Annotated in this window: 23 protein-coding genes; 17 read left to right on the forward strand and 6 right to left on the reverse strand. The window is 44.2% G+C overall.

All coding sequences use genetic code 11. The features are described 5' to 3' along the window. The first annotated feature begins 579 nt into the window (after window positions 1-579). Window positions 580-1,419 carry a fatty acid metabolism transcriptional regulator FadR gene (fadR, locus tag AACT19_RS17565; RefSeq protein ID WP_017078115.1) on the forward strand — a complete coding sequence of 280 codons (840 nt, stop codon included), beginning with the start codon at window positions 580-582 and terminating at the stop codon, window positions 1,417-1,419. A 142-nt stretch (window positions 1,420-1,561) separates the two neighbouring features. Here the strand turns inward: fadR and AACT19_RS17570 are convergent, their stop codons facing one another. Next, the gene (locus tag AACT19_RS17570; protein ID WP_004734005.1) at window positions 1,562-2,041 is read right to left on the reverse strand and encodes a YehS family protein; all 480 of its coding nucleotides are present in this window, start codon (window positions 2,039-2,041) and stop codon (window positions 1,562-1,564) included. Window positions 2,042-2,262: 221 nt separating this feature from the next. Beyond that, a complete protein-coding gene (metG, locus tag AACT19_RS17575; RefSeq protein WP_017084023.1) occupies window positions 2,263-4,323 on the reverse strand; it encodes a methionine--tRNA ligase in 2,061 nt (686 codons plus the stop codon). Between the two features lie 158 nt (window positions 4,324-4,481). Here metG and apbC point away from each other — a divergent pair, with 158 nt between their 5' ends. The 3 genes from apbC (at window position 4,482) to AACT19_RS17590 (ending at window position 8,691) form a co-directional block, all read left to right on the forward strand. Next, window positions 4,482-5,558, forward strand: coding sequence for an iron-sulfur cluster carrier protein ApbC (apbC, locus tag AACT19_RS17580; protein ID WP_076647756.1), 1,077 nt, complete (start codon window positions 4,482-4,484; stop codon window positions 5,556-5,558). A 258-nt stretch (window positions 5,559-5,816) separates the two neighbouring features. Further along, window positions 5,817-6,458 carry a uridine kinase gene (udk, locus tag AACT19_RS17585; protein WP_004734002.1) on the forward strand — a complete coding sequence of 214 codons (642 nt, stop codon included), beginning with the start codon at window positions 5,817-5,819 and terminating at the stop codon, window positions 6,456-6,458. A 106-nt stretch (window positions 6,459-6,564) separates the two neighbouring features. After that, window positions 6,565-8,691 carry an AsmA family protein gene (locus tag AACT19_RS17590; RefSeq protein ID WP_076647759.1) on the forward strand — a complete coding sequence of 709 codons (2,127 nt, stop codon included), beginning with the start codon at window positions 6,565-6,567 and terminating at the stop codon, window positions 8,689-8,691. Window positions 8,692-8,925: 234 nt separating this feature from the next. On the opposite strand, the gene cobO is transcribed toward AACT19_RS17590, so the two are convergent. Continuing rightward, a complete protein-coding gene (gene cobO, locus AACT19_RS17595) occupies window positions 8,926-9,531 on the reverse strand; it encodes a cob(I)yrinic acid a,c-diamide adenosyltransferase (protein ID WP_029224603.1) in 606 nt (201 codons plus the stop codon). Between the two features lie 84 nt (window positions 9,532-9,615). Between cobO and AACT19_RS17600 the strand changes: the two genes are divergently transcribed. Then, complete coding sequence (locus AACT19_RS17600) at window positions 9,616-10,065, forward strand: low molecular weight protein-tyrosine-phosphatase (RefSeq protein WP_076647762.1); 450 nt, start codon at window positions 9,616-9,618, stop codon at window positions 10,063-10,065. A gap of 111 nt (window positions 10,066-10,176) precedes the next feature. On the opposite strand, the gene AACT19_RS17605 is transcribed toward AACT19_RS17600, so the two are convergent. Both AACT19_RS17605 and rne read right to left on the reverse strand, forming a co-directional pair. Continuing rightward, window positions 10,177-11,724 (reverse strand): SulP family inorganic anion transporter, encoded by a 1,548-nt coding sequence (locus AACT19_RS17605; RefSeq protein ID WP_004733998.1) that lies wholly within the window; start codon window positions 11,722-11,724, stop codon window positions 10,177-10,179. A gap of 258 nt (window positions 11,725-11,982) precedes the next feature. Beyond that, a complete protein-coding gene (gene rne / locus AACT19_RS17610; RefSeq protein WP_076647765.1) occupies window positions 11,983-15,186 on the reverse strand; it encodes a ribonuclease E in 3,204 nt (1,067 codons plus the stop codon). 618 nt (window positions 15,187-15,804) lie between these two features. Here rne and rluC point away from each other — a divergent pair. Next, entirely contained in the window at window positions 15,805-16,749 is a 945-nt protein-coding gene (gene rluC / locus AACT19_RS17615) for a 23S rRNA pseudouridine(955/2504/2580) synthase RluC (protein WP_076647768.1), read from the forward strand. 303 nt (window positions 16,750-17,052) lie between these two features. Here rluC and AACT19_RS17620 read toward each other — a convergent pair whose 3' ends face one another. After that, window positions 17,053-17,634: a Maf family protein gene (locus tag AACT19_RS17620; protein ID WP_004733995.1), complete on the reverse strand. Its 582-nt coding sequence runs from the start codon at window positions 17,632-17,634 to the stop codon at window positions 17,053-17,055. 149 nt (window positions 17,635-17,783) lie between these two features. On the opposite strand from AACT19_RS17620, the gene yceD reads away from it, so the two are divergent. From yceD to tmk, 11 genes are all read left to right on the forward strand, one after another. Further along, window positions 17,784-18,311 carry a 23S rRNA accumulation protein YceD gene (gene yceD, locus AACT19_RS17625; protein WP_004733994.1) on the forward strand — a complete coding sequence of 176 codons (528 nt, stop codon included), beginning with the start codon at window positions 17,784-17,786 and terminating at the stop codon, window positions 18,309-18,311. 44 nt (window positions 18,312-18,355) lie between these two features. Next, complete coding sequence (gene rpmF / locus AACT19_RS17630; RefSeq protein WP_004737376.1) at window positions 18,356-18,526, forward strand: 50S ribosomal protein L32; 171 nt, start codon at window positions 18,356-18,358, stop codon at window positions 18,524-18,526. Between the two features lie 9 nt (window positions 18,527-18,535). Next, window positions 18,536-19,561 carry a phosphate acyltransferase PlsX gene (plsX, locus tag AACT19_RS17635; RefSeq protein WP_017062152.1) on the forward strand — a complete coding sequence of 342 codons (1,026 nt, stop codon included), beginning with the start codon at window positions 18,536-18,538 and terminating at the stop codon, window positions 19,559-19,561. A gap of 5 nt (window positions 19,562-19,566) precedes the next feature. Further along, window positions 19,567-20,517 carry a beta-ketoacyl-ACP synthase III gene (locus tag AACT19_RS17640; protein ID WP_010437276.1) on the forward strand — a complete coding sequence of 317 codons (951 nt, stop codon included), beginning with the start codon at window positions 19,567-19,569 and terminating at the stop codon, window positions 20,515-20,517. A gap of 80 nt (window positions 20,518-20,597) precedes the next feature. Beyond that, window positions 20,598-21,521, forward strand: coding sequence for an ACP S-malonyltransferase (fabD, locus tag AACT19_RS17645; protein WP_017078125.1), 924 nt, complete (start codon window positions 20,598-20,600; stop codon window positions 21,519-21,521). 25 nt (window positions 21,522-21,546) lie between these two features. Further along, window positions 21,547-22,281 (forward strand): 3-oxoacyl-ACP reductase FabG, encoded by a 735-nt coding sequence (gene fabG / locus AACT19_RS17650; protein ID WP_010437280.1) that lies wholly within the window; start codon window positions 21,547-21,549, stop codon window positions 22,279-22,281. Window positions 22,282-22,447: 166 nt separating this feature from the next. After that, window positions 22,448-22,681: an acyl carrier protein gene (gene acpP / locus AACT19_RS17655; RefSeq protein ID WP_012603569.1), complete on the forward strand. Its 234-nt coding sequence runs from the start codon at window positions 22,448-22,450 to the stop codon at window positions 22,679-22,681. 93 nt (window positions 22,682-22,774) lie between these two features. Then, on the forward strand, window positions 22,775-24,019 hold the full coding sequence (fabF, locus tag AACT19_RS17660) for a beta-ketoacyl-ACP synthase II (RefSeq protein ID WP_004736554.1): 1,245 nt from the start codon (window positions 22,775-22,777) through the stop codon (window positions 24,017-24,019). A gap of 104 nt (window positions 24,020-24,123) precedes the next feature. Continuing rightward, a complete protein-coding gene (gene pabC, locus AACT19_RS17665; protein ID WP_017093781.1) occupies window positions 24,124-25,002 on the forward strand; it encodes an aminodeoxychorismate lyase in 879 nt (292 codons plus the stop codon). Further along, the gene (mltG, locus tag AACT19_RS17670) at window positions 24,999-26,015 is read left to right on the forward strand and encodes an endolytic transglycosylase MltG (RefSeq protein ID WP_017093782.1); all 1,017 of its coding nucleotides are present in this window, start codon (window positions 24,999-25,001) and stop codon (window positions 26,013-26,015) included. Before pabC ends, mltG begins: the two co-directional genes overlap by 4 nt. Before the next feature lie 10 nt (window positions 26,016-26,025). Beyond that, on the forward strand, window positions 26,026-26,658 hold the full coding sequence (tmk, locus tag AACT19_RS17675) for a dTMP kinase (protein WP_017078129.1): 633 nt from the start codon (window positions 26,026-26,028) through the stop codon (window positions 26,656-26,658). Window positions 26,659-26,661 lie beyond the last annotated feature (3 nt).

Genomic DNA, 26,661 nt, shown 5'->3' on the forward strand with positions numbered 1-26,661 from the left:
TATAGAGGTTGTTAAAAACTATAACTAACAGTGACTTAGAAAAACTACATTCCATGTAATGTTCTGTGGTCTTGCCAAGTCACTCCCTTAGAAACTCAAGCACTGCTAATTTTTGAGCGCAACTCTACTCTTAGATAACATTTAGTCAACAGGAAAACCCCTGTAGCCCTAAAAATACCTCTTTTTTGTTGAGAAACGCGATCAAAGTAGCGCAAGCATACCACTTAAAATGTGATAAAAACCGACTAGAATCAATATTTCAGCGAAATGATTGAAATTAACAGAATAACGACGGTTTATATATGATTATTACAACTTAATATTGCAAATTAATAACTTTGAAATTATGACCAATCTCATTGATTTTAAAGAAAATTTGTTGTGTTAATGGTTTGTTGAAATGGTGGTTTATCGTTGCTTGCTTTTCAAACCTAGGGTGCAAACGTGTGCTGAACTTTAGAGTTTTAACTCTACTGGTGTTTTGGAGGAGTAAAATTTTTGAGGGTGTTTCCGCTGGGTGTGAACTAGTGGTATGATGAGTAAACTAGAACAGAATAATTAAATTGGATTGAAGTGTAGATGGTCATTAAGGCTAAAAGCCCGGCAGGATTTGCAGAAAAGTATATCATTGAAAGTATTTGGAATGGCCGTTTCGCTCCAGGTTCTATCTTGCCCGCAGAGCGTGAGCTTTCTGAGCTGATTGGTGTTACACGTACTACGCTTCGTGAAGTACTTCAGCGTCTTGCTCGTGATGGTTGGTTGACAATCCAACACGGTAAGCCAACTAAAGTTAACCAGTTTATGGAAACGTCAGGTCTTCATATTCTTGATACATTAATGACGTTGGATGTTGATAACGCAAGCAAAATGGTAGAAGACTTACTTGCTGCACGCACCAATATCAGCCCTATTTTTATGCGCTATGCATTTAAAGCAAATAAAGAAGCTTCTGAGCGTACGATTACTAACGTGATTGAATCTTGTGAAGCTTTACTTGCGGCACCGACATGGGATGAATTCTTAGAGTCTTCCCCGTACGCTGACAAGATCAAACAATCAGTGAAAGAAGACGCAGAAAAAGATGAAGCGAAGCGTCAAACGATCTTAGTTGCTAAAACTTTTAACTTCTACGATTACATGCTTTTCCAACGTTTAGCATTCCATTCAGGTAACCAAATTTATGGTCTGATCTTCAACGGTGTTCGTAAATTGTACGACCGTGTTGGCAGCTACTACTTCTCTAACCCAGAAGCTCGTCGCTTAGCCATGGAGTTCTACAAAGACTTGTTTGTTATTTGTGAAAGTGGTGAGCGTGAAAACTTGCCACTTGTGATTCGTAACTACGGTATCGCAAGCGCTCAGATTTGGAACGAGATGAAAACAACGTTACCAACAAACTTTACTGAAGACGACAGCTAAGTCTTTTCATTAAAGTCCTGTTAGGTTGGTTTACTTATTAAGTAAACGACGTAAAGAAAACGAAAAAGCGGCGAGATAATCAAATTATCTCGCCGCTTTTTATTTATCGATAGTTGGTGAAAACTTATCAATAGGCAGTAACTTACCCTGCAAACTCTTCTGAGTCTGGACGGTTAGTAAATTGCACGCCATTTAGAAAATCGCAAAGTAGTTGGTCTTCACATACTTTGTAGTTCTTGTTCTCTGGCTTACGGAAGTAGGCACCAATTTCGTACTTACTTAGGCTGATGCCTACCACTTCTAATATATCTAACACATCTTCTGCTTTCATGTTCAACGCAATACGTAGCTTCATGAAAATCATGTTGTTAGTCAGAGCAACTTCAGGTTTAGGTTGAACACCTTCTTTTTTGCCACGCTTAAGGTTGATAAAACCATTTAGGAATACCGCTAACTCTTTATCTTTCATCGTAGAGCATGACTTGTCGTTGTCGTCTTTTAGCCAGTTGATCACTTGGTCATGAGCAACGGTCACATCAGCTTGCTCGATAGCTTTAATGATCTGTGCATTTTTAAGGTTTAGCGCGTGTTGAATACGACGCAAGATTTCGTTGTTAGTCACTGGGGATTCCTAAAAAGGGTTTGGAGAGTAAAGAGGTGTTGGTTAGCCCGTTATCGTCGACAAACCAATTTCTACTCTACATAGCATAGTTGACGGCGACTCTAACAGAGAACGCTTATTTTCGGTAGATATAAAAAATCCCCAATGCTGATTAACTCTTTCAAGTTAAAAATGCATTAGGGATTTCGCTATGAGTGTTTGTTATCTGACTGAAGCCAGAATTACATTACACGCATACCAGGTTGAGCACCTTCGTGTGGCTCAAGGATCCACAGGTCGCTGCCGCCAGGGCCCGCGGCTAAGATCATGCCTTCAGACATGCCAAACTTCATCTTACGAGGTTTTAGGTTTGCTACCATTACGGTTAGCTTGCCTTCTAGCTCTTCAGGTTTGTATGCTGACTTGATGCCAGAGAATACTTGGCGAGTTTCACCACCGATGTCCAGTTGGAACTTCAGTAGTTTGTTCGCTTTTGGTACTTCTTCACATGAGATAATACGAGCAATACGCATATCGACTGCTGCAAAGGCATCGAACTCAATCTCGTCTGCGATTGGCTCTTTGTCTAGCTCAGTTTGGCTTGCTTGCTCTTTTTCAGCTTCTGCTTTTTCTTTCGCAGCTGCTTCTGCGGCTGCATCTTCTTTAGAAGACTCGATCATTGCTTCCACTTTCTTCGGATCAATACGGCTAAACAGCGCTTTGAACTTAGTGATTTCATGATCAGTTAGCGGTGTAGCAATCGCTTCCCACGTTAGCTCTTCGTTTAGGAAAGCCTCAGTGCGCGCCGCAAGCTCTGGCATAACTGGTTTCAGGTAAGCCATTAGCACGCGGAATAGGTTAATACCGACAGAAGAAACTTCTTGAAGCTCTTTCTCTTTGCCTTCTTCTTTCGCAAGAACCCAAGGTGCTTTTTCGTCAATGTACTGGTTAGCTTTATCTGCTAGTGCAGTAATTTCACGGATAGCGCGGCTGAACTCACGAGTTTCATATAGCTGACCGATACGCTCAGCAGCAGCAACGAATTCGTTGTATAGCTCAGGTTCTGCAAATTCAGCAGCAAGTTTGCCTTCAAAACGTTTCGTGATGAAGCCAGCGTTACGAGACGCTAGGTTAACAATCTTGTTTACGACGTCAGCGTTTACACGTTGAGTGAAGTCTTCAAGGTTAAGGTCAAGGTCATCAATACGGCTGTTTAGTTTCGCAGCGTAGTAGTAGCGTAGACACTCAGGGTCTAGGTGGTTTAAGTAAGTGCTTGCTTTGATGAATGTGCCTTTCGACTTAGACATCTTCGCACCGTTCACCGTTACGTAGCCGTGTACGAATACGTTGTTTGGCTTACGGAAACCAGCGCCTTCTAGCATTGCAGGCCAGAATAGGCTGTGGAAGTAAACGATGTCTTTACCGATGAAGTGGTAAAGCTCAGTTGTGCTGTCTTTCTTCCAGTATTCGTCAAAGTTTAGATCGTCACGCTTGTCACATAGGTTCTTGAAAGAAGCCATGTAACCAACAGGAGCGTCTAGCCATACGTAGAAGAATTTGTTTTTCTCGCCTGGGATTTCGAAGCCGAAGTAAGGTGCATCACGTGAGATATCCCACTGTTGCAGACCAGACTCGAACCATTCCTGCATTTTGTTTGCAGTTTCATTCTGTAAAGAGCCAGAACGAGTCCACTCTTTAAGCATGCTTTCGAACTGAGGTAGGTCGAAGAAGAAGTGCTCAGAATCTTTCATTACTGGAGTTGCGCCAGAAACCGCTGATTTAGGGTTAATTAGCTCAGTTGGGCTGTATGTCTCACCACAGTTATCACAGTTATCACCATACTGGTCTTCTGACTTACACTTAGGGCAAGTACCTTTTACGAAGCGGTCTGGTAAGAACATCTCTTTCTCAGGATCGAAAAGCTGAGAAATAGTACGGCTAGAAATGAAGCCGTTCTTTTTAAGTTCTAGATAGATGTGAGAAGCCAGTTCACGGTTCTCTTCGCTATGTGTGCTGTGGTAGTTATCAAAGCTGATATCAAAGCCAGCGAAGTCTTTTTGGTGCTCTTCACTAACAGCAGCGATCATCTCTTCTGGCGTGATACCCATCTGTTGAGCTTTAAGCATAATTGGCGTGCCGTGAGCATCGTCAGCACAGATGAAGTTTACAGTGTTGCCACGTAGACGCTGGTATCGAACCCAGATATCAGCTTGGATATGCTCAAGCATATGGCCAAGGTGAATAGAGCCGTTAGCGTACGGAAGCGCACAAGTTACCAAAAGTTGTCTTGGATCAGTTGCCATACTTAATAATTCGCTTTTTTGATAGGTATAAATTTTGAGAGGTAATACTACTTTATAACGTGTGATACGCCAAGGTATCAGACAAAGGATTCCCCTAGTTTTTTAGGGGTTCAGTCTTCATCTCGTGGGTGATAGCATAAATAAAAAAAGGAGCCCCAATGCGTAACTTTACTTCTAAGCAAGATTTCTGTTCATGGTTGAATGAGTTCGAGTCACCAATCCTCATCCCAGAGTGGGCGCTACACCAAAATATTGTATCGGTTGATCCGCGTGGGTCATTTGTCATTACCTTGCCTTTTGCAGCTAATCAGCTCGCGGTTGAACTGGAACAGTGGATCCACTCCCAGATTGAACAACAGCTTGTCAACACTTTTCAGTTTGAAGTAAAAGTGAAGCCGTCTGCGCTAGAAACTACAGTCGCAACACCATTGAAAGGTGTTAAGAACATTATCGCCGTGACGTCGGCAAAGGGTGGGGTGGGTAAATCGACAACTTCAGTAAACCTTGCGCTTGCGTTATCTAAATCAGGTTCAAAAGTGGGCTTGTTGGATGCGGATATCTATGGTCCATCTGTGCCTATGATGCTCGGTCAGTTGGATGCCAAGCCAGAAGTACAGAACAACAAATGGATGATGCCAATCGAGGCGCATGGCATTTTCACACATTCTATTGGCTATCTTGTGTCGAAAGATGATGCTGCCATCTGGCGTGGCCCAATGGCAGCGAAGGCTTTAGGTCAGCTTGTTAACGAAACCGTATGGCCAGAGTTGGATTATCTTGTTATCGACATGCCACCGGGTACAGGTGATATTCAGTTAACTTTGTCGCAGCAGATCCCAGTAACGGGCGCGGTAGTCGTGACGACACCTCAAGATTTGGCTTTAGCCGATGCACGCAAAGGCGTGGCGATGTTCGATAAAGTGAGCGTGCCAGTTGCAGGCTTAGTGGAAAACATGAGCTACCATATTTGTAGTCACTGTGGCGAAAAAGAGCATATCTTCGGTGCTGGTGGCGCAGAAGCCATGTCGGAAGAGTTCTTCCTCGATATTTTGGCGCAAATTCCACTGCATATTGATGTACGAGAAGACATCGACGCGGGTTGCCCAACGGTTATACGTCGCCCGGACAGCGAACACACTCGTCATTACTTAGAATTGGCTGAAAATGTAGCTGCGAAAATGTTCTGGACGGGAAAAGCGAGACCGGAAGCGATCAACTTTTCTATGGTTGATTAGAGTAGATAAGTCTTAAGGCCGTATAAATAATGTTTGGGTGAGATAAATAGCTTTTGTATTTGGCTAAAGAGCCGTTGGGTTTGTGCAAATAGTTGTACGCCAGTTATTCTAAAGCAAACGATTGTATTCATTTAATGTATAGATAACATCAATTTGACTGCAATTAGCTAGAATGGCGACTAGAATCTATGTTGTTTAGCCCCTATAATCAGGCGGTTTATCTCTTCCCACCACCAAACCATATCGGGTGCAAAATTAATGTCTGATAATAATCAATGTGTCATCGTAGGTATCGCTGGCGCTTCAGCATCAGGAAAAAGTCTGATTGCTAGTACAATTTATAATGAGTTGCGCGAGAAAGTAGGCGACCATCAAATTGGTGTTATCACGGAAGATTGCTACTACAGCGACCAAAGCCACTTGAGTATGGAAGAGCGTGTTAAAACTAACTACGATCACCCAAATGCACTGGATCATGATCTATTATGTGAACACCTACAGCAGCTAATGAGTGGCAATGCGGTAGAAGTTCCTGAATACAGCTACACAGAACACACACGTACTTCTGAAACGACTACACTTACACCTAAGAAAGTGATCATTTTAGAAGGTATTCTGCTTCTAACAGACCCGCGTCTTCGTAAACTAATGCACGCAAGCGTGTTTATGGATACACCGTTAGATATTTGTCTACTACGCCGTGTTAAACGTGATGTAGAAGAACGTGGTCGTACAATGGACACGGTACTTAAGCAATATCAAGAAACAGTACGTCCAATGTTCATGCAGTTTATCGAGCCTTCAAAACAACATGCAGACATCATCGTTCCTCGTGGTGGTAAAAACCGTATTGCGATTGACGTGCTAAAAGCGCACATTGCGAAGTTGTTGAAGTCTTAATCGAATAAAAATTTGCCTAAGTGACTCACTTAGCTTTATTTTTTACCGAATCAGTGGCACTTTTATAGTGCCACTTTCTTTTGGAATCTAAGCAAGGAATATGCGGATGAAGAAACTACTCATTTTCATAGCTGTACCAGTGTTTGTTGTCGTTGCAGCAATTCTGGCACTAGTGCTGTTAGTGAACCCTAACCAATTTAAGCCATTAATTGTCGAACAAGCCCAAAAACACACAGGCCTAGAGCTCGTGATCGAGGGCGATATCAGCTGGCAATTCTTCCCATCTATTGGCTTCGAACTTGGTCAAACTGAATTACGTAACCCTGAAGGATTCACCCAACCAAACCTGTTTAAGGTTGATACCGTTGGCGTTGATGTTTCGGTTACCCCGCTATTTAGCAACCAACTAGAGATCGGCAACATTACTCTAGATGGAGCAGAATTCTATTTAGAAACGCTTAAAGATGGTCGTAAGAATATCGACGCGCTAACGCAAGCATCAGCTCCTCAAGAGTCTGAGCCTGTAGCCGACGCAAGTTCTGAATCAACACCTGCGCCTCAAGAGCAAAGTGCTACAGACGCATCTGGTTGGACGATCAACCTTGCAGGCGTCACTGTTTCAAATGCATTGTTTGAGATGGACGACAAGCAAGCAGGTTCATTCACTAAGCTATACGATGTGTCTTTGAACCTTTCTGAGTTTGCCGTTGATACATGGACAACCGCGACGTTTGCGGCTTCTGGTGAAAACAACCAACAGAAGTTCTCTGCAAACGGCAGTGCAGAATTCAAATTAGCGGAAGGCTTCGCAAGTTACGCACTGCGTAATATTGACCTAAACGCTAAGTTCAATGATCCAGCAACGTCGATTGAGTCAGCAAAGATTGGTTTGAATACGTTTGAGTTCGATAAGGTAAACCAACTGACTTACGCTGTAATCGGCAATGCGGCTGGCCTTGACCTTGATCTTAAAGGTGGCGGTGAACTTACGGTTGATAGCGCGATTTCAAAAGTAACATTGAACAAATTAACGTTAGACTCAACATTCAAAGGCGACACGCTTCCTCAGTCTCCAATGAAAGTGGATATGCTGTCTGATTTAAGCTTCGATCTTAATAAGAGCCACCTGAGCTTTGTGTTAGAGAAGCTACAAGCTAACGCTATTGCTTTAGACGGTAAAGCAGACGTAACCCTATCTGAAATACCAAAGGTTCGTTTCTCACTTCATAGCCCGAATATCGATTTGGACGAGTTCTTAGGCTTAGGCAATACAACAGAAACAGCGAGCACAGCTCCTTCTGGTTCTGCTGGTGGCTCAACGTCAAACTCTGGTAGTTCAGCTCCTGCTAAAGAAGTGGAACCTGATCTGTCGGCTCTGAAAACGTTAGACGTGAAAGGTGACATCACTATTGATAAGTTCAAGGCGAATAACGCGAAGATGCAGAATGTTAAAACGGCATTTTCGGTTAACCGTGGTATCGCAGAGCTAACCTCATTCACATCGAATCTTTACCAAGGTTCTATTTCTGCGACCGCTAAGCTAGACGCTCGTAAAACACCAGCGACTTACACTGCTAAGAAGAAAATTAGAGGTGTGAAGGTTCAACCGTTACTGGTTGATGTAGCGAACAACGACATGCTGGAAGGCACGGGTAATATCGATGTTAACGTTAAAGGTAAGAGCCTGACGCCAACAGGAATCAAGAAGAACCTAGTCGGTACTATCGTGATTAACTTTGAAGATGGTGCGGTGAATGGCATCAATGTTGCTCAACTGATTCGAGAAAACTACGCTAAGATCAAAGGCGAAAAAGTTGAAAGCAAAGATGAGGCTCAAAAGACGGACTTCAGCGCAATGAAAGCGACACTGAAAGTTGATAAGGGTTGGGTTTCAACGAACGACTTATCGGCACAGTCACCTCTGCTACGCGTGACAGGTCAAGGTAAAGCAAACTTCATTAATGAAACGGTCGACTTCCTTGTTCGTACATCGATTGTTGGTTCGCTGGAAGGTCAGGGCGGTAAGAACATTGATGACCTGAAAGATGTGACCATCCCAATTAAGGTGACAGGCCAATGGGCTGACCCGAAATTTGCGCTTGTTTTTGATGATGTGTTGAAGCAAAAAGCACAAAAAGAGATCGACCGTGGTGTGAATAAGCTAACGGATAAGATCAAAGACGAGAAGACCAAAGAAGCGGTTGACGGTTTGTTGAAAGGTTTCTTTAACTAAACCTTTTCTAACTCGCATATAAAAGAAGCGCCACTCCTGTTGCAGGAGTGGCGCTTTTGTTTGGGTGCTGATTATTATCCGGGCTTAGTAAGCCAAGAGATTCCCTATGAGACTCGTCCCTCGTTTTAGGGAATGACGATCGGTGCTCGTCCTTTATTTAGGGGAGTAACACTGAAGCGTCGTCATCCTCGAGAGGGAAGAATGACCGAGTCGGGGATCTCTAGTTGAATGCGATTACCAGTCAACGCCTTGAAGCGCTTTCACACCCGATTCGAAAGCGTGTTTCACGTTACGAACTTCAGATACCGTATCCGCCATCTCTGTAAGAGTACGGTGCGCGCCACGGCCAGTAATAATTACTGACTGCATTTTAGGACGGTTATTCAGAGCTTCTACCACTTCATCCAGTTCGATATAGCCATAGCTCACCATATAAGTCAGCTCATCAAACAGAATCACGTCAATGGACTCATCAGCCAACATACGCTGACATTCTTTCCAGATACGTTGTGCGGCTTCAATATCTTTTGTTTTGTCTTGGGTTTCCCATGTAAAGCCAGTCCCCATTACTTGGAATTCAACATCCAGCTTTTGGAGAACGTTTTTTTCGCCGTTGTCCCAAGTCCCTTTCACAAACTGAGCGACTGCACACTTCTTACCGTGACCGACGGCACGAGTTATGGTGCCAAAACCGGATGTTGATTTACCTTTACCGTTACCAGTGATAACCAATAACAGGCCTTTCACTTCTTGTGCTGCAGCCACTCGTGCATCAACTTGTTCTTTTACTTTCTGTTGTCTTGCTTTATGGCGTTGTTCTTTGTTGTCTTCGGTCGACATAACAAATCCTTTTAAGTTGTGATTGCACCTATCATAGCCTAACTTAACGATAGCAAAAACCATCGGAAGAACAGGTGATTACGGATGAAAAAGATACTCGTTGTTTGCATGGGGAATATTTGTCGTTCGCCAACAGGTGAAGCGGTGCTTAGAAAGAAAGCTCAACAGATGGATATTGATGTAACGGTCGACTCCGCGGGGACGATTGGCTTTCATCAAGGTAACCCACCAGATTCACGTTCTAAGTCAGCAGGTGAGAATCGTGGCTACAGCTTCAAAGGTATTACGTCTCGCAAGGTAGTGATGAATGATTTTGATGAGTTTGATTTAATACTAGCCGCAGATAAGGCGAATTTAGATGATTTAACGAATCAGTGCCCAGCCCACCTTCAATACAAACTTGCGCTATTCTTGAGCTTTGGAGAGTCACAATATCAAGAGATACCGGATCCTTATTATGGTGAGGGAAATGGCTTTGAGTTGGTGTTGGATTTAATCGAAGAGTCTAGCGAAGCGATACTGGGTTCAATGTAGCGTAGAGGCTGTGTTCTTGGTTGGGCGATAAAGTATCAAGGTTCATCGATATAAAAAAGGCCGACATCGAATGTCGGCCTTTCTAAATCTAACTTAAAGCTACAGCTAAGATTACTTAGACATTACTTTGTAGATTGGGTCTTCTGCAACGTTCGCTTCAACTAAGCTACCGGCTTTGTGCAGCATAGCAACACAGTCTTGGCTTAGGTGGCGAAGGTGAAGTGTCTTACCTAGTGCAGCGTAACGGTCAGCAATCGTGTCGATCGCTTCAATTGCAGAGTGGTCTGTCACGCGTGAGTTGGCGAAATCAACGATAACATCTTGTGGATCGTTGTATGCGTCAAACAATTCAAGGAAGTTAGCGGTTGAACCAAAGAAGATTGGGCCGTTAACTTTGTACTCTTTAGAGCCTTCAGCGTTAACTGATTTGTCTGCGTAGATGTGTTTAGCATGTTGCCATGCGAACATTAGTGCTGAAGCAACAACACCCACACCAACAGCGACCGCAAGGTCCGTTAGTACTGTTACCACGGTAACCAGAACGATAACGAAGAAATCTTGCTTAGGAACGCGACGCGCAAGTTTGAAGGTTGCCCATTCAAACGTACCGATAACAACCATGAACATTACGCCCACAAGTGCTGCTAGAGGAATCATTTCAATCAGTGCAGAACCAAACAGGATGAACATCAGTAGTGCGACTGCCGCTACGATACCTGAAAGACGACCACGACCGCCTGAGTTTACGTTGATCATCGATTGACCGATCATCGCACAACCACCCATCGCACCGAATACAGAACACGTTACGTTAGCCATACCTTGACCAACACATTCACGGTTAGATTGGCCACGAGTGTTTGTCATTTCGTCTAGTACCGTTAGTGTCAGTAGAGACTCGATCAGGCCGATAGCTGCAAGGATAATTGCGTATGGCAGGATGATCTGAAGTGTCTCGAAAGAAAACGGAACTGCAGGAATAGAGAACGTTGGTAGAGAGCCCGCTAGCGTAGCGGCTTCGTCACCAGACATAGTACGTAGGAAGTCAACAACAGTACGAGTTTCAAGATCAAGGCCTACAACCAAAGCCGTTACCGTTACAATAGCTACCAATGAAGAAGGTACTGCTGTAGTGAGTTTAGGTAGGAAGTGGATGATACCCATAGTGAGTGCGACTAGGCCTAACATCAGTGTCATTTGACCGCTTGGTAACCAAGTTAATGCACCCGTTACGTCTGGCGCTTTAAATTGACCAAGCTGAGCTAGGAAGATCACAATTGCCAAACCGTTCACGAAACCAATCATTACTGGGTGTGGAACGATACGGATAAATTTACCTAACTTGAATACACCCGCTGCAATTTGCAGAAGGCCAGCCAGCATAACGGCTGCGAATAGGTATTGAACGCCATGGGTTGCCACTAGGCTCACCATTACAACGGCCATTGCGCCAGTTGCACCAGAAATCATACCTGGACGACCACCGAAGACGGAAGTGATTAAACCTACGATGAATGCTGCGTAAAGACCAACCATTGGGTCAACGCCAGCAACAAAGGCGAATGCTACGGCTTCAGGTACCAGAGCTAGGGCTACTGTAAGACCTGAAAGCACGTCATTCTTTACAGAGTGCTTTGAAAATTGTGGGAATTCGAACATGTTTGCTCAGCTATGCTAAAAATGGATTTACCGACACGAGTGTATTGCGTAGCCAAACAGTGATGGAAAAGAGCGGCAATAGCGAAGTGTCGAAAAGATAAGTGCGCGAATGCTACCCAAAAATGTGACTAAGTTCAAGGTTGAACCTAACTTTGAGTAATATATCTGTTAATTTTTATTCGATTAGTAGATATGAAAAAGGCTGCTTTAATAAGCAGCCTTTGATTCTATTTACTTGTGATTATCTATCAGTAATCGCTAGTAGTTTGGCTTAGTCATACCTGCGCCAGCTTGGTTCGACGCTGCTTGACTACCTGCACCTTTCGGTACAAAACGCTCAGTGCGGAACGGAGCTGCAACAACTTCAATCTCTTTGATCTCTTGTGGACCAGGAGCTTTAGTCATTGGTGAGCCTGCTTGCTTCTTAGCAACCGTTGCTTTTGGTGCAGCTTGAGGAGCTTCTGTTTTTACAACAGGCGCTTCTTCAACTTTTGCACTTTCAGCTTTAGGTGCTTCAGCTTCAACAACTGGTGTTGTCTCTTCTACTGCAACAGCCGCTTCGACTTTCGTCGCTTCTACAATCACTGGAGCTTCAACTTTCTCAGTTTCAACAACCACTGGTGCTTCTTCAACGACTACAGGAGCTTCAGTTACCTGAGCTTCAGAGCGAGTTTCTTCAGCAACAACTGCGTCTTCACGAGAGATGATTACTTTACCCATAGCTAATTCAGGACAAGCAAAACCGCCAGCCATCACTACGTTGCTTTGAGGTGCATTCTCTTGAGCTGTATTTTGCTCTTGAGCTTGAACAGCAACTTGAGTTTCAGTAGCAACTTGAGCTTCAACAGCAACGTCCATTTCAGCCACTTCAGGTTTTGTCTGATTGTGGTGAGGTTTTGGAATGAAGCGAGGCATCACTTTACCCATAGCCATCTCAGGAGAAGCTACACCACCTTTACGTAGGCGGAATGGGTTAGGTCGACGATCACGACCGCGACGACGACGTTGACCACTTGCACGTAGGTGACGTGGAGAACGACGGTTACGACGTTGCTTCGGCTCTTCCTGTTCTGTTTGCTCAGCATTTACTTGAGTTGCTTCTACTTGTTCCACAACTTTTTGCTCTTGAGCTACAGCTTGTTCGTGATTTGCTGTTTGTGCCTTTTGCTCTTTTGAAGCGTTATCGGCATTGTTGTCAGCTTCTGCTTGAGCTTGCTGGTCTTTAACTCGAACTAGTTTGTTCAGCTTACGACGTTGACGACGCTCTTTAATTTTCACAGCTTTTGCTTCAGGCTTCGCCTTTGGCGCTTCTGGTTTATCAGCTTGAGCTTCTGCCGCTAGCTGTAGACCTTCTTCTGCTAATTTAGATGGTACTTGCTCTTCTTGTTGCTTCTGCTCATCACGTGGCTTATTGCGACGATCTTGCTTAGGCTTACGAGGCTGACGAGTTTGCTGTGGAGCTGCTTCTTTTTGCTCTTCAGGTTTCTCATCACGTACAGGTTTACGACGGCGTTTGTTGTCACGGTTTTCGTTGCGATTGTCGCCACGTTCATTACGTTGTTCGCTACGGTCACCACGCTCGTTACGTTGTTCGCCACGGTCACCACGTTGGTTACGACGGCGGTTGTCGTTACGATCACGGCGTTGACGGTTACCGTTGTTGCGATTGTTCTTAGGTTTTTCTTCTTGCTTCTCTTCTTCTTTCTTCTCTTCTTGAGTTGAAGAGCCAAATAAGAAGCTACCGATAGCTTTGAAGAAACGGCCAATTAGGCTAGGTTCTTGCGTTGCAGCTGGTTCAACTTTCTTCTCTTCAACAGCTTTAGGAGCTGGTGCAGGAGTAGGTGCTGACTGAGCTGGAGCCGCGAAACCTTTCAGAGCAGGCTCTTCGATCTTCTTAGGACGAAGAGTCTGTTCTACTGGTTCTTTGCTTTCTGCTTCTTTTAAAGCTTCTAGCTTGGTAGGCAGCAAGTAAGAGAGTAGATCGAACTCTTCACCTTCACGAACACGGATAACCTCAAAGTGTGGCGTTTCCATGTCAGAGTTAGGAACAACAGTGATCTTAACTTCTTGGTTCTTCTCGATGTGGTTTACTGAGCGACGTTTTTCGTTCAGAAGGTAAGAGGCGATTGGAACAGGCACAACAGCAAGTACTTGTGCTGTGTTGTCTTTCAGAGCTTCTTCTTCAATCAAACGTAGAACAGAAAGTGCTAGAGATTCGTTATCACGAACAACACCAGTACCTGTACAACGAGGACAAATGTGGTGGCTTGCTTCTGCTAGTGATGGGCTCAAACGTTGACGAGACATCTCTAGAAGACCAAAGCGAGAAATACGACCAATCTGAACACGTGCACGATCTAAACGAACGGCATCACGTAGACGGCTTTCAACTTCGCGTTGGTGGCGAACCGGAGTCATATCGATGAAGTCGATAACAACAAGACCACCTAGGTCACGTAGACGTAATTGACGTGCAATTTCATCGGCTGCTTCTAGGTTAGTGTTTAGCGCTGTTTCTTCAATATCGCTGCCCTTTGTTGCACGAGCAGAGTTGATATCGATAGAAGTTAGAGCTTCTGTTGGGTCGATCACGATAGAACCACCAGACGGAAGACGAACTTCACGTTGGAAAGCTGATTCGATCTGGCTTTCAATCTGGTAATGGCTAAATAGTGGCACTTCACCATCGTATTTCTTAACGCGATTCATGAAATCTGGGCGTATTAATTGAATGTGCGCTTGTGCACGTTCAAAAATAGTATTGCTGTCGATTAGAATCTCGCCAATATCACGACGTAGATAGTCACGAATCGCACGAACGATAACGTTACTTTCTTGGTGAATAAGGAAAGGAGCTGCATTTGAATCAGAAGCTTGCTTAATAGCGCCCCAGTGATTCAATAGAACGTTCAAGTCCCACTCTAGCTCTTCTGCACTTTTGCCAACACCTGCTGTACGCACGATTAAGCCCATGCCTTGAGGAAGCTCAAGAGTGCTTAATGCTGCTTTCAGTTGAGTGCGTTCATCACCTTCGATACGACGAGAAATACCGCCAGCACGAGGGTTATTAGGCATAAGAACTAAGTAACTACCAGCCAAAGAGATGAAAGTTGTCAGTGCAGCGCCTTTGCTACCACGTTCTTCTTTCTCAACTTGTACGATTACTTCTTGTCCTTCTCTTAGCACTTCTTTAATGCTAGGACGGCCTTGGTATGTATAACCTTCAGGGAAGTATTCGCGGGCAATTTCTTTAAGAGGGAGGAAACCGTGACGTTCTGCGCCGTAATCAACAAATGCCGCTTCTAGGCTTGGTTCAATACGGGTAATACGTCCTTTGTAGATATTCGCTTTCTTTGACTCGTGACCTGGACTTTCGATATCTAGATCGAACAGTCGCTGGCCATCAACCAAAGCGACACGCAACTCTTCTTTTTGAGTTGCGTTAATTAACATTCTTTTCATTTAGAAATTCTCATTGTCTTTTCTTATTTTCATCATTGGTCTTATCGCTTTATTCGTTTCTCATGGTGCCAGATCCCATGGCTTTATCGGTGCAGCCTCCCGGCTGGAGTAGGGATGCTCTGGGGCACGTCAGTCATCATAGGGAGTTAGCCTATGATCCGCGATGTGGCGGTGAATACTCAACATGAGTGTACGTGAGTAGAGCGATAAGGAACTCAGTTGACCGTGTCTTACGCCGATTGCAGCACTGTCTAATCTGAGTCATCTACTCATTTACTTGCTTATGAATGGTTAGCTGTTTAAATATTAGTCAATCCATTGATAGCAGCTGTGAACTATAGCAGTGGTCGGTAAACACAGCAATCTGCTTTGTCGTAATGCGGTAAAAAAAACAGTTTTTGTTTGGGTTTTGATAGCTCTAACTCACTGTCTATAAATAATTTATCAATTGATATTTTAATTTGCAGGAAGCTTGGTGCTTTTTTGTTCGAAGAATCAAAGAAATATAGAACTTCAATGACCTTTTAGGGATAGATCGGCAGGGATTATAGATAAATAAGTTCAGAATAGGGTTAAGAAAATCTCAATTATCAAAAGTGACAGTGATACAATGACCCAATGAGCGAAATTAGAACCCAAGTCCAATTTGTCGACATTGACGAAGATATGGCTGGTCAGCGTATTGATAACTTCTTACGCAACCAATTAAAAAACATCCCGAAAAGCATGATTTACCGAATCGTGCGTAAAGGCGAAGTCCGCGTAAACAAAAAACGCATCAAGGCTGAATACAAACTAAAAGCAGGTGATTTAGTTCGTATCCCGCCAGTCACTATTGAAGAGAAAACAGAAGAGAACGTGCCAAGCACGAAACTCAATAAGGTTTCTGAATTAGAACAGTGCATCATTTATGAAGATGATCACATGCTGATTCTGAATAAACCATCAGGCACTGCGGTTCATGGTGGTAGCGGGCTAAAGTTTGGCGCGATTGAGGCATTGCGTGCACTTCGCCCTGATGCTCGTTTTCTTGAATTAGTGCACCGTATCGATAGAGATACGTCTGGCATTTTGCTTGTTGCTAAGAAGCGCTCTGCGCTAAGACACCTTCAAGCACAGTTCCGTGAAAAAACGGTTCAAAAATACTACTTCGCTTTAGTGATGGGCGAATGGAAGAACAGCTGTAAAGTGGTTAATGCCCCTTTATTGAAAAATGAAGTAAACAGCATTGTTCGCGTTAACCCGAATGGTAAGGCTTCTGAAACTCGTTTTAAGGTTTTGGAAAAATTCCAAGATGCGACGTTAGTTCAGGCAAGCCCAATTACCGGCCGTACGCACCAAATTCGTGTGCATGCTCAATACACTGGCCACCCAATTGCTTGGGATGACCGTTACGGTGATCGTCGTTTCGATGCTTATACGGGTAAAGTAGGATTGAATCGTCTGTTCTTACATGCAGCCAATATCAAGTTTACCCACCCGGGTAGCGAAGAGAAGGTGGATATCTCGGCGCCAATGGAAAAAAGGCTAGAGAGAGCACTCACTGGTTTACGTAAGCTTTAAGAAGATACTAGATACTAGATACTAGATACTAGATACTAGATACTAGATACTAGATACTAAAGGGTTAGCTGTTTCTAGCCTTACCTATCTACTAACAAAAAAGGTTGACGAAATTCGTCAACCTTTTTTGTTTTCATCTGTTGTAGAAGATCCCCAACTCGCTCGTTCCTCGCTCTTGAGGATGACGACTTTTTAAAGTCAGGTTCTACATCATGAGCTGATTGGATAATGTAGCTATCTTCGTCCTTCCCTAGACTGACGAAGGAAGGAGTAGGGAATCTCTAGCAAAAGAGAGGGTATCCGTTATAGTACGCTCATTCCTTGCGCTTCTAACATATCAACCAGATCGATCAGAGGTAAACCGATCAAGGTATTCGGGTCTTTACCTTCCATCCGTTTAAATAGCGCGATACCTAACCCTTCACACATAAAGCTGCCCGCGCAGTAATAAGGCTGTTCTTTCTCAACGTAAGAAATGATCTGCTGCTGTGTTAAATCACGGAAATGCACGATGAAGGTATCTAAGCGAGTGTCGGCTTTATTGGTTTCACTATTCCATACGGTTATCCCAGTATAGAAAGTGATGCTTTTGCCGCTTTGGCGAGATAGCTGCTCAATCGCTTTTTCACGAGTGTGTGGTTTACCAATGATTTCTCCATCAATCACACACACTTGATCGGAACCAATCACTAGGCTTGGTTGTTCGGTAGTACAAGACTTGGCTTTTGTCTCGGCAAGACGCATCACTAACTGTTGAGGTGTCTCTTCTGGAAGTGGTGTTTCATCGCAGTCAGGCTTCGCTGTGACAAAGTCTAACTGTAGTTTTTTGAGGATCTCTTGCCTAAATGGAGATGTAGAAGCTAAAACTAGTTGGTAATTTCTCATTTTAATTTACAATTCGTGTAAGCATTTAGTTCAGGATAACGTAACTTATCCTGCTATTCATAATGCTCTGAACAGGAAAGGTAGGAAAGTACATTTTTTTTGCCATTTCCTTTGACTAAACACGATTTGGAAGATAAGATTCGCGCCCTATGCAAAAGGAAAAAATACCGCGTACAGTTGATCCGGCAAGAACGGCTCAAAAACGACTCGATATGGATGGTATCATTCAAGTCAGTCTTTTAAAGCGTTTAACCGAAACAACTGAAGGCGTAAAACGTGACGCGCAAGTCTCAATGTCATTTGGGCTTGATGAACAACGATTAGTCGTTATCTCTGGTAAAGCTAACGTCGAAGTCGATTTAGAGTGTCAACGTTGTAATGAGGTTTTCGCACATGAGTGCGATGTCCAATTTACTTATACTCCTGTTTACAGCGAGAAAAGTGAAGAGGAAGCACCGGAAGAGTACGATTTGGTAGATCTGAACGAGTACGGTGAGTTAGACCTGATTCAATTAGTTGAAGACGAGTTCATCCTTGGATTGCCACAAATAGCAATGCACGACGATGCGAAATGTAGCGTTAACTCAAATAACTTGGTGTTTGGTGAACTTCCTGAAGAAATTGAGGAAGATAAAAAGCCGAATCCATTTGATGTTTTAAAAAACTTAAAGAAGTAACTTATTAGTAAGTATCTTTAAGAATTTACATAGGAGTAGGGTCAATGGCCGTACAAAAGAGCAAGAAATCACGTTCAATGCGTGGCATGCGTCGTTCACACGATGCGCTAACTACAGCTGCACTTTCTGTAGACGCAACTTCAGGTGAAACTCACCTACGTCACAACGTGACTGCCGAAGGTTTCTACCGCGGCAAAAAGGTTATCAACAAGTAAGGTTGACCTTTGCAAAATCTAACCGTTGCGCTTGATGCAATGGGCGGGGACTTCGGTCCTCGTGTAACAGTGCCTGCCGCCGTGCAGGCACTGTCGTATTTCCCAGAGCTAAAAGTCATTCTCATAGGTGATCGAAATGCGATCACATCTCAATTATCTTCATTAGGTCGAATGCCTGATTCTCGTTTGAGTATCCAGCATTGTGATCGAGTCATTTCCAATTCTGAAAAACCTTCACTAGCCTTGCGTAATAGCCAGGGTAGTTCTATGCGTGCTGCTATCGATTTGGTTGCCGAATCACAGGCTGATGCTTGTGTGAGCGGTGGTAACACTGGCGCACTGATGGCGTTATCTCGTTTCAGACTCAAACTCCTTCCCGGTATTGATAGGCCTGCATTGGTTTCAGCTTTGCCTACTGCTTCTGGCAACCGTACATGGATGCTTGATTTAGGAGCGAACGTTTCTAGTGACGCAGATTCACTGTTTCAGTTTGCTGTAATGGGCAGTGCATTAGCGGAACAACATTTAGGTCGCGCTCCACGTGTCGCTATCTTGAATATCGGTGCCGAAGAAATCAAAGGCAATGACCTTGTGAAACGATGCGCGGAAATGTTGTCTAATACTCAGTCTGTGAACTTCATAGGCTATATTGAAGGTAATCAATTACTTCAAGATGCTGCTGATGTCGTCGTATGTGATGGTTTTGTGGGCAATGTCTGCTTAAAAACGTGCGAAGGTACGGCTCAGCTCTTTATTGATAAGCTAAAAACGCGCATGATGGCTTCAACAATAAAGGGTTGGATCGCCAGAATGTTGTTTTCTGAGCTATTTACTGAATTAAAAACCTTGAACCCCGACCAGTATAACGGCGCAAGTTTGTTAGGATTGCGCGGCATTGTCATTAAAAGTCATGGAAGTGCTGATGTGTCTGCAGTCGTCAACGCGATTGGTGAAGCAGTACACGAGGTCAAACGACAAGTCCCCAGCCGCATTAGCGATCGTTTGGAAGCGGTTTTACTCGAGAGGCATTATTAGTCTTCATGTATAGCAAAATTTTAGGTACTGGCAGCTACTTGCCATCTCAGGTGCGTACTAACGCAGACTTAGAGAAAATGGTAGAGACTAGCGATGAGTGGATCGTTGCTAGAACAGGTATTAAAGAGCGTCGTATTTCAGCGGAAAACGAAACCGTTGCGGATATGGCGTTTTACGCTGCTGAGAATGCCATTGAGATGGCAGGTATCGACAAAGAAGATATTGATTTAATCATCGTTGCGACAACCAGCAGTAGCCATACATTCCCGTCTTCGGCATGTCAGGTACAAGGTAAGCTTGGTATCAAAGGCTGCCCTGCGTTTGATTTAGCTGCGGCGTGTTCTGGCTTTGTCTATGCACTGTCTGTTGCTGATCAACATATCAAGACTGGTATGTGTAAAAACGTTTTGGTAATCGGTGCGGATGCACTGTCAAAAACCTGTGATCCGACTGACCGCTCTACTATCATCTTATTTGGTGATGCTGCAGGCGCGGTGGTTGTAGGCGCAAGCGAAGAGCCAGGTATTTTGTCTACCCACATTTACTCTGATGGTAAATATGGTGAGCTTCTAAGCTTAGAAGTTCCAGAGCGTGGCGGTGATGCAGACAAATGGCTGCACATGGCGGGCAACGAAGTATTTAAAGTGGCGGTAACTCAGCTTTCTAAGCTAGTTAAAGACACATTAGCGGCGAACAATATGGATAAGTCAGAGCTTGATTGGTTAGTTCCACACCAAGCGAATTACCGTATTATCTCGGCAACCGCTAAAAAGCTGACGATGTCGCTTGATCAAGTTGTGATTACTCTTGATAAGCACGGCAATACGTCGGCAGCTACCGTACCAACGGCCCTTGATGAGGCTGTTCGCGACGGGCGAATTAAACGTGGTCAAACGCTTCTACTCGAAGCATTTGGCGGCGGCTTCACTTGGGGTTCTGCGTTAGTTAAATTCTAACCCCAAGCGATAATCAACAAACAAGGCACATAACTTATGTGCCTTATTCAATTTTTTGCTTTGCTTAAAGGAAAATTACAATGAGCAAATTTGCTATCGTATTCCCAGGCCAAGGCTCTCAAGCTATCGGTATGCTTGCTGACCTAGGCGAACAGTATGATGTTGTTAAAAAGACATTTGCTGAAGCTTCAGAAGCACTTGGTTACGATCTATGGGCATTGGTTCAAGATGGTCCAGTAGAAAATCTAAATGAAACTTTCCGTACTCAACCGGCTCTACTCACTGCGTCTGTTGCAATCTGGCGCGTATGGCAAGAGCTTGGTCTAGAGCAACCTGCAAACCTAGCAGGCCACAGCCTAGGCGAATACTCTGCACTCGTGTGTGCGGGTGTTATCGACTTTAAAGAAGCGATCAAGCTGGTTGAGCTACGTGGTCAACTGATGCAAGAAGCGGTTCCTGCGGGTGTTGGTGCAATGTACGCAATCATCGGTCTAGATGATGAAGCGATTGCTAAAGCGTGTGAAGAAGCGGCACAAGACGAAGTTGTGTCTCCAGTTAACTTCAATTCACCAGGCCAAGTTGTTATCGCGGGTAACAAAGCAGCAGTAGAGCGTGCTGGTGCACTATGTAAAGAAGCAGGCGCTAAACGTGCTCTTCCTTTACCTGTATCTGTGCCGTCTCACTGTGCCCTTATGAAGCCTGCAGCAGACAAGCTAGCGGTTGCTCTAGAAGCTCTAGAGTTCAACACACCGGCACTGCCTGTTATCAATAACGTCGATGTTATTGCTGAAACAGACCCTGCAAAAATCAAAAGCGCACTTGTTCGTCAGCTATACAGCCCAGTTCGTTGGACTGAAGGTGTACAAGCGATGAATGAGCAAGGCGTTGAAAAGCTACTAGAATTAGGCCCAGGTAAGGTTCTTACTGGTCTAACAAAACGTATTGTTAAAACTATGACAGCTGCTGCAGTTAATGACACTGCATCACTAGACGCTGCTAAGTAAATAACCAATTAATAGAGAAGTTATGATGAATTTAGAAGGCAAAGTTGCACTAGTTACAGGCGCAAGCCGTGGCATCGGTCGTGCAATCGCTGAGCTTTTAGTTGAGCGTGGTGCTAAAGTTATCGGTACTGCTACGTCTGAAGGCGGCGCTGCTGCAATCAGCGAGTACCTTGGTGAGAATGGTAAGGGTCTTGCTCTTAATGTCACTGATGTTGACTCAATTGCTGCTACACTGAAAACCATCAACGATGAATTCGGTGCGATTGACATTCTGGTTAACAACGCAGGTATCACTCGTGATAACCTTCTCATGCGTATGAAAGACGATGAATGGAATGACATCATTGATACTAACCTAACGCCTATCTTCCGCATGTCTAAAGCTGTATTGCGTGGCATGATGAAGAAGCGTCAAGGCCGTATCGTAAACGTTGGTTCTGTAGTAGGTACTATGGGTAACGCTGGTCAAGCTAACTACGCAGCAGCAAAAGCTGGTGTGATTGGTTTCACTAAATCAATGGCTCGTGAAGTTGCGTCTCGTGGTATTACAGTGAACACTGTAGCGCCAGGTTTCATCGAAACAGACATGACTAAAGCGCTAAATGATGACCAACGTGCAGCAACTTTGGCGAATGTACCAGCAGGTCGACTAGGTGACCCTCGCGAAATCGCTGAAGCTGTGGTATTTTTGGCGTCACCTGCGGCAGCTTATATCACAGGTGAAACACTTCACGTCAATGGCGGTATGTACATGGTGTAAATTATGTGCAACATTTGTGCATGATTTAAGTCAAGATCATACGTAATTTCGGTTAAAATCGTGAAAATTGTGGTTTGACCAGAAAAGTTGACCTTGCAACTTTCAATAGATTGAATAAACTACGGAAAACATCGCATAAAGCGAACTCTGTAAAGGAAAAGAAAAAATGAGCAACCTCGAAGAACGCGTAAAGAAAATCATTGTTGAACAGCTAGGTGTAGACGAAGCTGAAGTTAAAAACGAAGCTTCTTTCGTTGATGACCTAGGTGCAGATTCTCTAGACACAGTTGAGCTAGTAATGGCTCTAGAAGAAGAATTCGACACTGAAATCCCAGATGACGAAGCTGAGAAAATTACTACTGTTCAAGCTGCTATCGATTACGTAACTAGCGCTCAGTAATAATCTCTCCCAGGCGGTCACCTTGACCGCCTGTGTTTTATCTAACTCATCTATCCTCATCTTAAATCACCTCAATCCCCGGAGTGTAATATCGTGTCCAAGCGTCGTGTAGTTGTCACTGGCATGGGTATGTTGTCGCCGGTAGGCAACACTGTAGAATCTTCTTGGAAAGCCCTGCTAGCTGGTCAAAGTGGTATCGTTAATATCGATCATTTTGATGCAACCAATTTCTCAACTCGTTTTGCAGGTCTAGTTAAAGACTTTAACTGCGAAGAGTATATGACTAAAAAAGATGCTCGTAAGATGGACTTGTTCATCCAGTACGGCGTCGCAGCAGGTATTCAAGCTTTAGATGATTCAGCCCTAACTATTACTGAAGAAAACGCTCCTCGTGTAGGCGTTGCTATCGGTTCTGGTATTGGTGGTCTTGGTTTGATCGAAGCCGGTCACAAGGCTCTAACTGAAAAAGGCCCTCGTAAAATCAGCCCGTTCTTCGTACCGTCGACGATCGTGAATATGATTGCGGGTCACATGTCTATCATGCGTGGCCTACGCGGTCCAAACATCGCGATCTCTACAGCATGTACGACTGGCCTACATAACATTGGCCACGCGGCTCGTATGATTGCATACGGCGATGCTGACGCAATGCTAGCGGGTGGTGCTGAAAAAGCATCTACACCACTAGGTATGGGCGGTTTTGGTGCGGCTAAAGCATTGTCTACTCGTAACGATGAGCCTCAAAAAGCTTCTCGTCCATGGGACAAAGGCCGTGACGGCTTCGTTCTTGGTGACGGTGCAGGCATGATGGTTCTTGAAGAGTATGAACATGCTAAAGCTCGTGGCGCTAAGATTTACTGTGAGCTAGTTGGCTTCGGTATGTCGGGTGACGCTTACCACATGACATCTCCAAGTGAAGATGGCTCTGGTGGTGCACTAGCAATGGAAGCGGCTATGCGTGATGCTGGCATTACTGGTGAACAAATCGGTTATGTTAATGCACACGGTACTTCGACTCCTGCAGGCGACGTAGCGGAAGTTAAGGGCATCAAGCGTGCTCTTGGCGAAGCAGGCAGCAAGCAAGTCTTGGTTTCTTCTACGAAATCAATGACAGGCCACCTTCTAGGTGCTGCAGGTTCTGCTGAAGCGATCATCACAGCGATGTCTCTAATTGATCAAATTGTTCCACCAACAATCAATTTGGATGATCCTGAAGAAGGCTTAGATATTGACTTAGTACCCCACACTGCGCGTAAAGTTAGCGGTATGGAATATGCTGCATGTAACTCATTCGGTTTCGGTGGTACAAACGGCTGTTTGATCTTCAAAAAGATTTAATCATCTTATTAAAGATGTAAACATTCGTAGATAGTCATAATTAGACTTGTTTTTAAACGGCTTGATGCTTTAGCATTGAGCCGTTTCTTTTTATGGGGAAAAACATGTTTTGGGTTGATGGAGAAAGCCAGCAAACTGTCGATATCTTGGATCGTTCGTTTCAGTACGGGGATGGTTGTTTTACCACCATGCTTGTCCAAGAGGGTCAGGTTCAGCATTTTTATGATCATCAATGTCGTGTCGACGAATGCCTTAAAGCGTTACGTATACCAACACTTGATTGGGATGTTGTTAGCCTTTGGATCGATAATGCACTTCAACATATCCAAGATAACGATCTTCATGGAACAAAGAGCCTTTATGGTTCAAAGATCCTCTATGATACAAACAAGCCTCATAATCAAAAAGCTGGGATAAAGCTACACGTTAGCCGTGGGGTCGGCGGTCGTGGCTACAGTACCAAGAATATCGCCAAGCCAACGATAACCATCAGTACATTTGATTTCCCTAGTCATTATTCAGCGTGGCAAGATTCTGGTGTAGAACTCGGTATCTGCCAACAAGCACTAGGTTTGAGCCCATTGCTCGCAGGCCATAAGCACAATAATCGTCTTGAGCAGATCTTGATGAAAGATGAAATGGATCAGGCCGATGAAGTTGATGGTGTAGTTCTTGATATCTCGGGCAATGTGATTGAAACCACCATGGCTAATCTGTTTTGGCGCAAAGGTCAGATGATATATACACCTCAACTCACGCAAAGTGGTGTGGCGGGGGTTATGCGTAAGCAAGTGTTAACCGCGCTGAATCAAGCTGAACTTTCCGTTACAATTAGTGACTACTGCTTATCTCAACTCATGCAAGCTGATGAGATTTTCATGACCAACTCCATCTTAGGGGTTGCCCCAGTTACCCGTATTAGTGATACCCAATTCAACATTGGAACCGTTACTCGTAGCCTTCAAGGACAACTAAACTCGTGATCAAAAAGTTATTTATTTTTATTACCTTGTGCTTTATCGCAGCCGCTGCTGCTGGTTTTTATGTTTACAACCAAGCGCAAGATAACCTGAAACAAGTTATTCAATTAGAAAAACCGCAGGTGGTTACCGTTGCTTCAGGTAGCAGCTTTAACCGTGTTCTAGCACAGTTGATTAACGAGGGGCTTTTTGAGGCTTCTCCTTACGAGAAATTAATTCGTAAGTTACATCCTGAGCTTGTAGACGTAAAAGCGGGTACATTCCTGCTTGAACCCGGTTTAACTCTAGAGCAGGCGCTACAAGTGCTTGTAGAAGGTAAGGAGCACCAATTTACTATTACGTTTGTAGAAGGCAGTCGTTTTGACGAATGGCTTGTTCAGCTACAAGAAAGCGAATTCATCCAGCAGACGTTGGATGGTGTCTCTGAACAAGAGATCGCTGTAAAGTTGGGTATCGAAAATGAAAAGCTAGAAGGCCTTTTCTTAGCGGAAACATACCACTACACCTACGGCACAACGGATTTAGATTTGTTGAAACGTGCCCACCGAGATCTAATGAACGTGGTCAATGATGAGTGGGAAAATAGAGCCGATAAACTGCCGCTTAAATCGCCATATGAAGCGCTAATTCTTGCGTCTATCATTGAGAAAGAGACTGCAGTAGCGTCAGAGCGTGAACGCGTGTCTTCTGTGTTCGTTAATCGCTTGAACAAGCGTATGCGTCTGCAAACTGACCCAACGGTTATCTACGGCATGGGCGACAGTTACAAAGGCAATATACGTAAGAAAGACTTACGTACTCCAACGCCATACAACACTTATACAATGAGTGGTTTACCACCGACGCCTATTGCAATGGCGGGCAAAGCGTCTATCAATGCTGCGCTGAATCCAGAGAAGAGCAACTACCTGTATTTCGTTGCGAGTGGAACAGGCGGTCACGTATTTTCAAAGAGTTTGACTGAGCATAACCGTGCAGTACGAGCTTACTTAAAGCAATTAAGAAAAAACAAATAAAGAAATAATTATGAATCAGTCGAAATTTATCGTAGTTGAAGGCCTTGAAGGTGCTGGCAAAAGTACAGCAATCAATGCCATCGTTGAGACATTAAAAGCATCGGGTGTTGAAGATATCGTCAATACTCGTGAGCCGGGTGGCACTGTCTTAGCTGAAAAGATGCGTTCATTGGTTAAAGAAGAGCACGAAGGTGAGAAGCTTCAAGATATGACGGAACTATTGCTGATGTACGCGGCACGTGTTCAATTAGTAGAAAACGTCATCAAGCCCGCATTAGACAGCGGTCAATGGGTATTGGGTGATCGCCATGATATGTCTTCTCAAGCTTATCAAGGTGGTGGTCGTCAGATAGCACGTACTACGATGGAATCACTGAAAGCAACCACGCTAGGCGGCTTTAAGCCAGATCTAACGCTATATTTGGACCTAGACCCTAGAGTAGGACTAGAGCGTGCCAGAGGCCGTGGTGAGCTTGATAGAATTGAAAAAATGGACATCTCATTTTTCGATCGTACGCGTGAGCGTTACTTAGAAATTGCAGGGCAAGACGATTCTGTACTCGTGATTAATGCGCAGCAAGAAATTGAGCAAGTAGCCGCTGATATTAAAGTCGCGCTCAGTGCTTGGCTCAATAAACAGTAGGTA

This window comes from Vibrio sp. 10N.222.47.A9, assembly GCF_963872585.1.
Classification (GTDB): domain Bacteria; phylum Pseudomonadota; class Gammaproteobacteria; order Enterobacterales; family Vibrionaceae; genus Vibrio; species Vibrio splendidus.

Coding starts and splice junctions, on each gene's coding strand:
- fadR (WP_017078115.1), top strand. CDS start 580: ATGGTCATTAAGGCTAAAAGCCCGGCAGGATTTGCAGAAAAGTATATC.
- metG (WP_017084023.1), bottom strand. CDS start 4,323: ATGGCAACTGATCCAAGACAACTTTTGGTAACTTGTGCGCTTCCGTAC.
- apbC (WP_076647756.1), top strand. CDS start 4,482: ATGCGTAACTTTACTTCTAAGCAAGATTTCTGTTCATGGTTGAATGAG.
- udk (WP_004734002.1), top strand. CDS start 5,817: ATGTCTGATAATAATCAATGTGTCATCGTAGGTATCGCTGGCGCTTCA.
- AACT19_RS17590 (WP_076647759.1), top strand. CDS start 6,565: ATGAAGAAACTACTCATTTTCATAGCTGTACCAGTGTTTGTTGTCGTT.
- cobO (WP_029224603.1), bottom strand. CDS start 9,531: ATGTCGACCGAAGACAACAAAGAACAACGCCATAAAGCAAGACAACAG.
- AACT19_RS17600 (WP_076647762.1), top strand. CDS start 9,616: ATGAAAAAGATACTCGTTGTTTGCATGGGGAATATTTGTCGTTCGCCA.
- AACT19_RS17605 (WP_004733998.1), bottom strand. CDS start 11,724: ATGTTCGAATTCCCACAATTTTCAAAGCACTCTGTAAAGAATGACGTG.
- rne (WP_076647765.1), bottom strand. CDS start 15,186: ATGAAAAGAATGTTAATTAACGCAACTCAAAAAGAAGAGTTGCGTGTC.
- rluC (WP_076647768.1), top strand. CDS start 15,805: ATGAGCGAAATTAGAACCCAAGTCCAATTTGTCGACATTGACGAAGAT.
- AACT19_RS17620 (WP_004733995.1), bottom strand. CDS start 17,634: ATGAGAAATTACCAACTAGTTTTAGCTTCTACATCTCCATTTAGGCAA.
- yceD (WP_004733994.1), top strand. CDS start 17,784: ATGCAAAAGGAAAAAATACCGCGTACAGTTGATCCGGCAAGAACGGCT.
- rpmF (WP_004737376.1), top strand. CDS start 18,356: ATGGCCGTACAAAAGAGCAAGAAATCACGTTCAATGCGTGGCATGCGT.
- AACT19_RS17640 (WP_010437276.1), top strand. CDS start 19,567: ATGTATAGCAAAATTTTAGGTACTGGCAGCTACTTGCCATCTCAGGTG.
- fabD (WP_017078125.1), top strand. CDS start 20,598: ATGAGCAAATTTGCTATCGTATTCCCAGGCCAAGGCTCTCAAGCTATC.
- fabG (WP_010437280.1), top strand. CDS start 21,547: ATGAATTTAGAAGGCAAAGTTGCACTAGTTACAGGCGCAAGCCGTGGC.
- acpP (WP_012603569.1), top strand. CDS start 22,448: ATGAGCAACCTCGAAGAACGCGTAAAGAAAATCATTGTTGAACAGCTA.
- pabC (WP_017093781.1), top strand. CDS start 24,124: ATGTTTTGGGTTGATGGAGAAAGCCAGCAAACTGTCGATATCTTGGAT.
- tmk (WP_017078129.1), top strand. CDS start 26,026: ATGAATCAGTCGAAATTTATCGTAGTTGAAGGCCTTGAAGGTGCTGGC.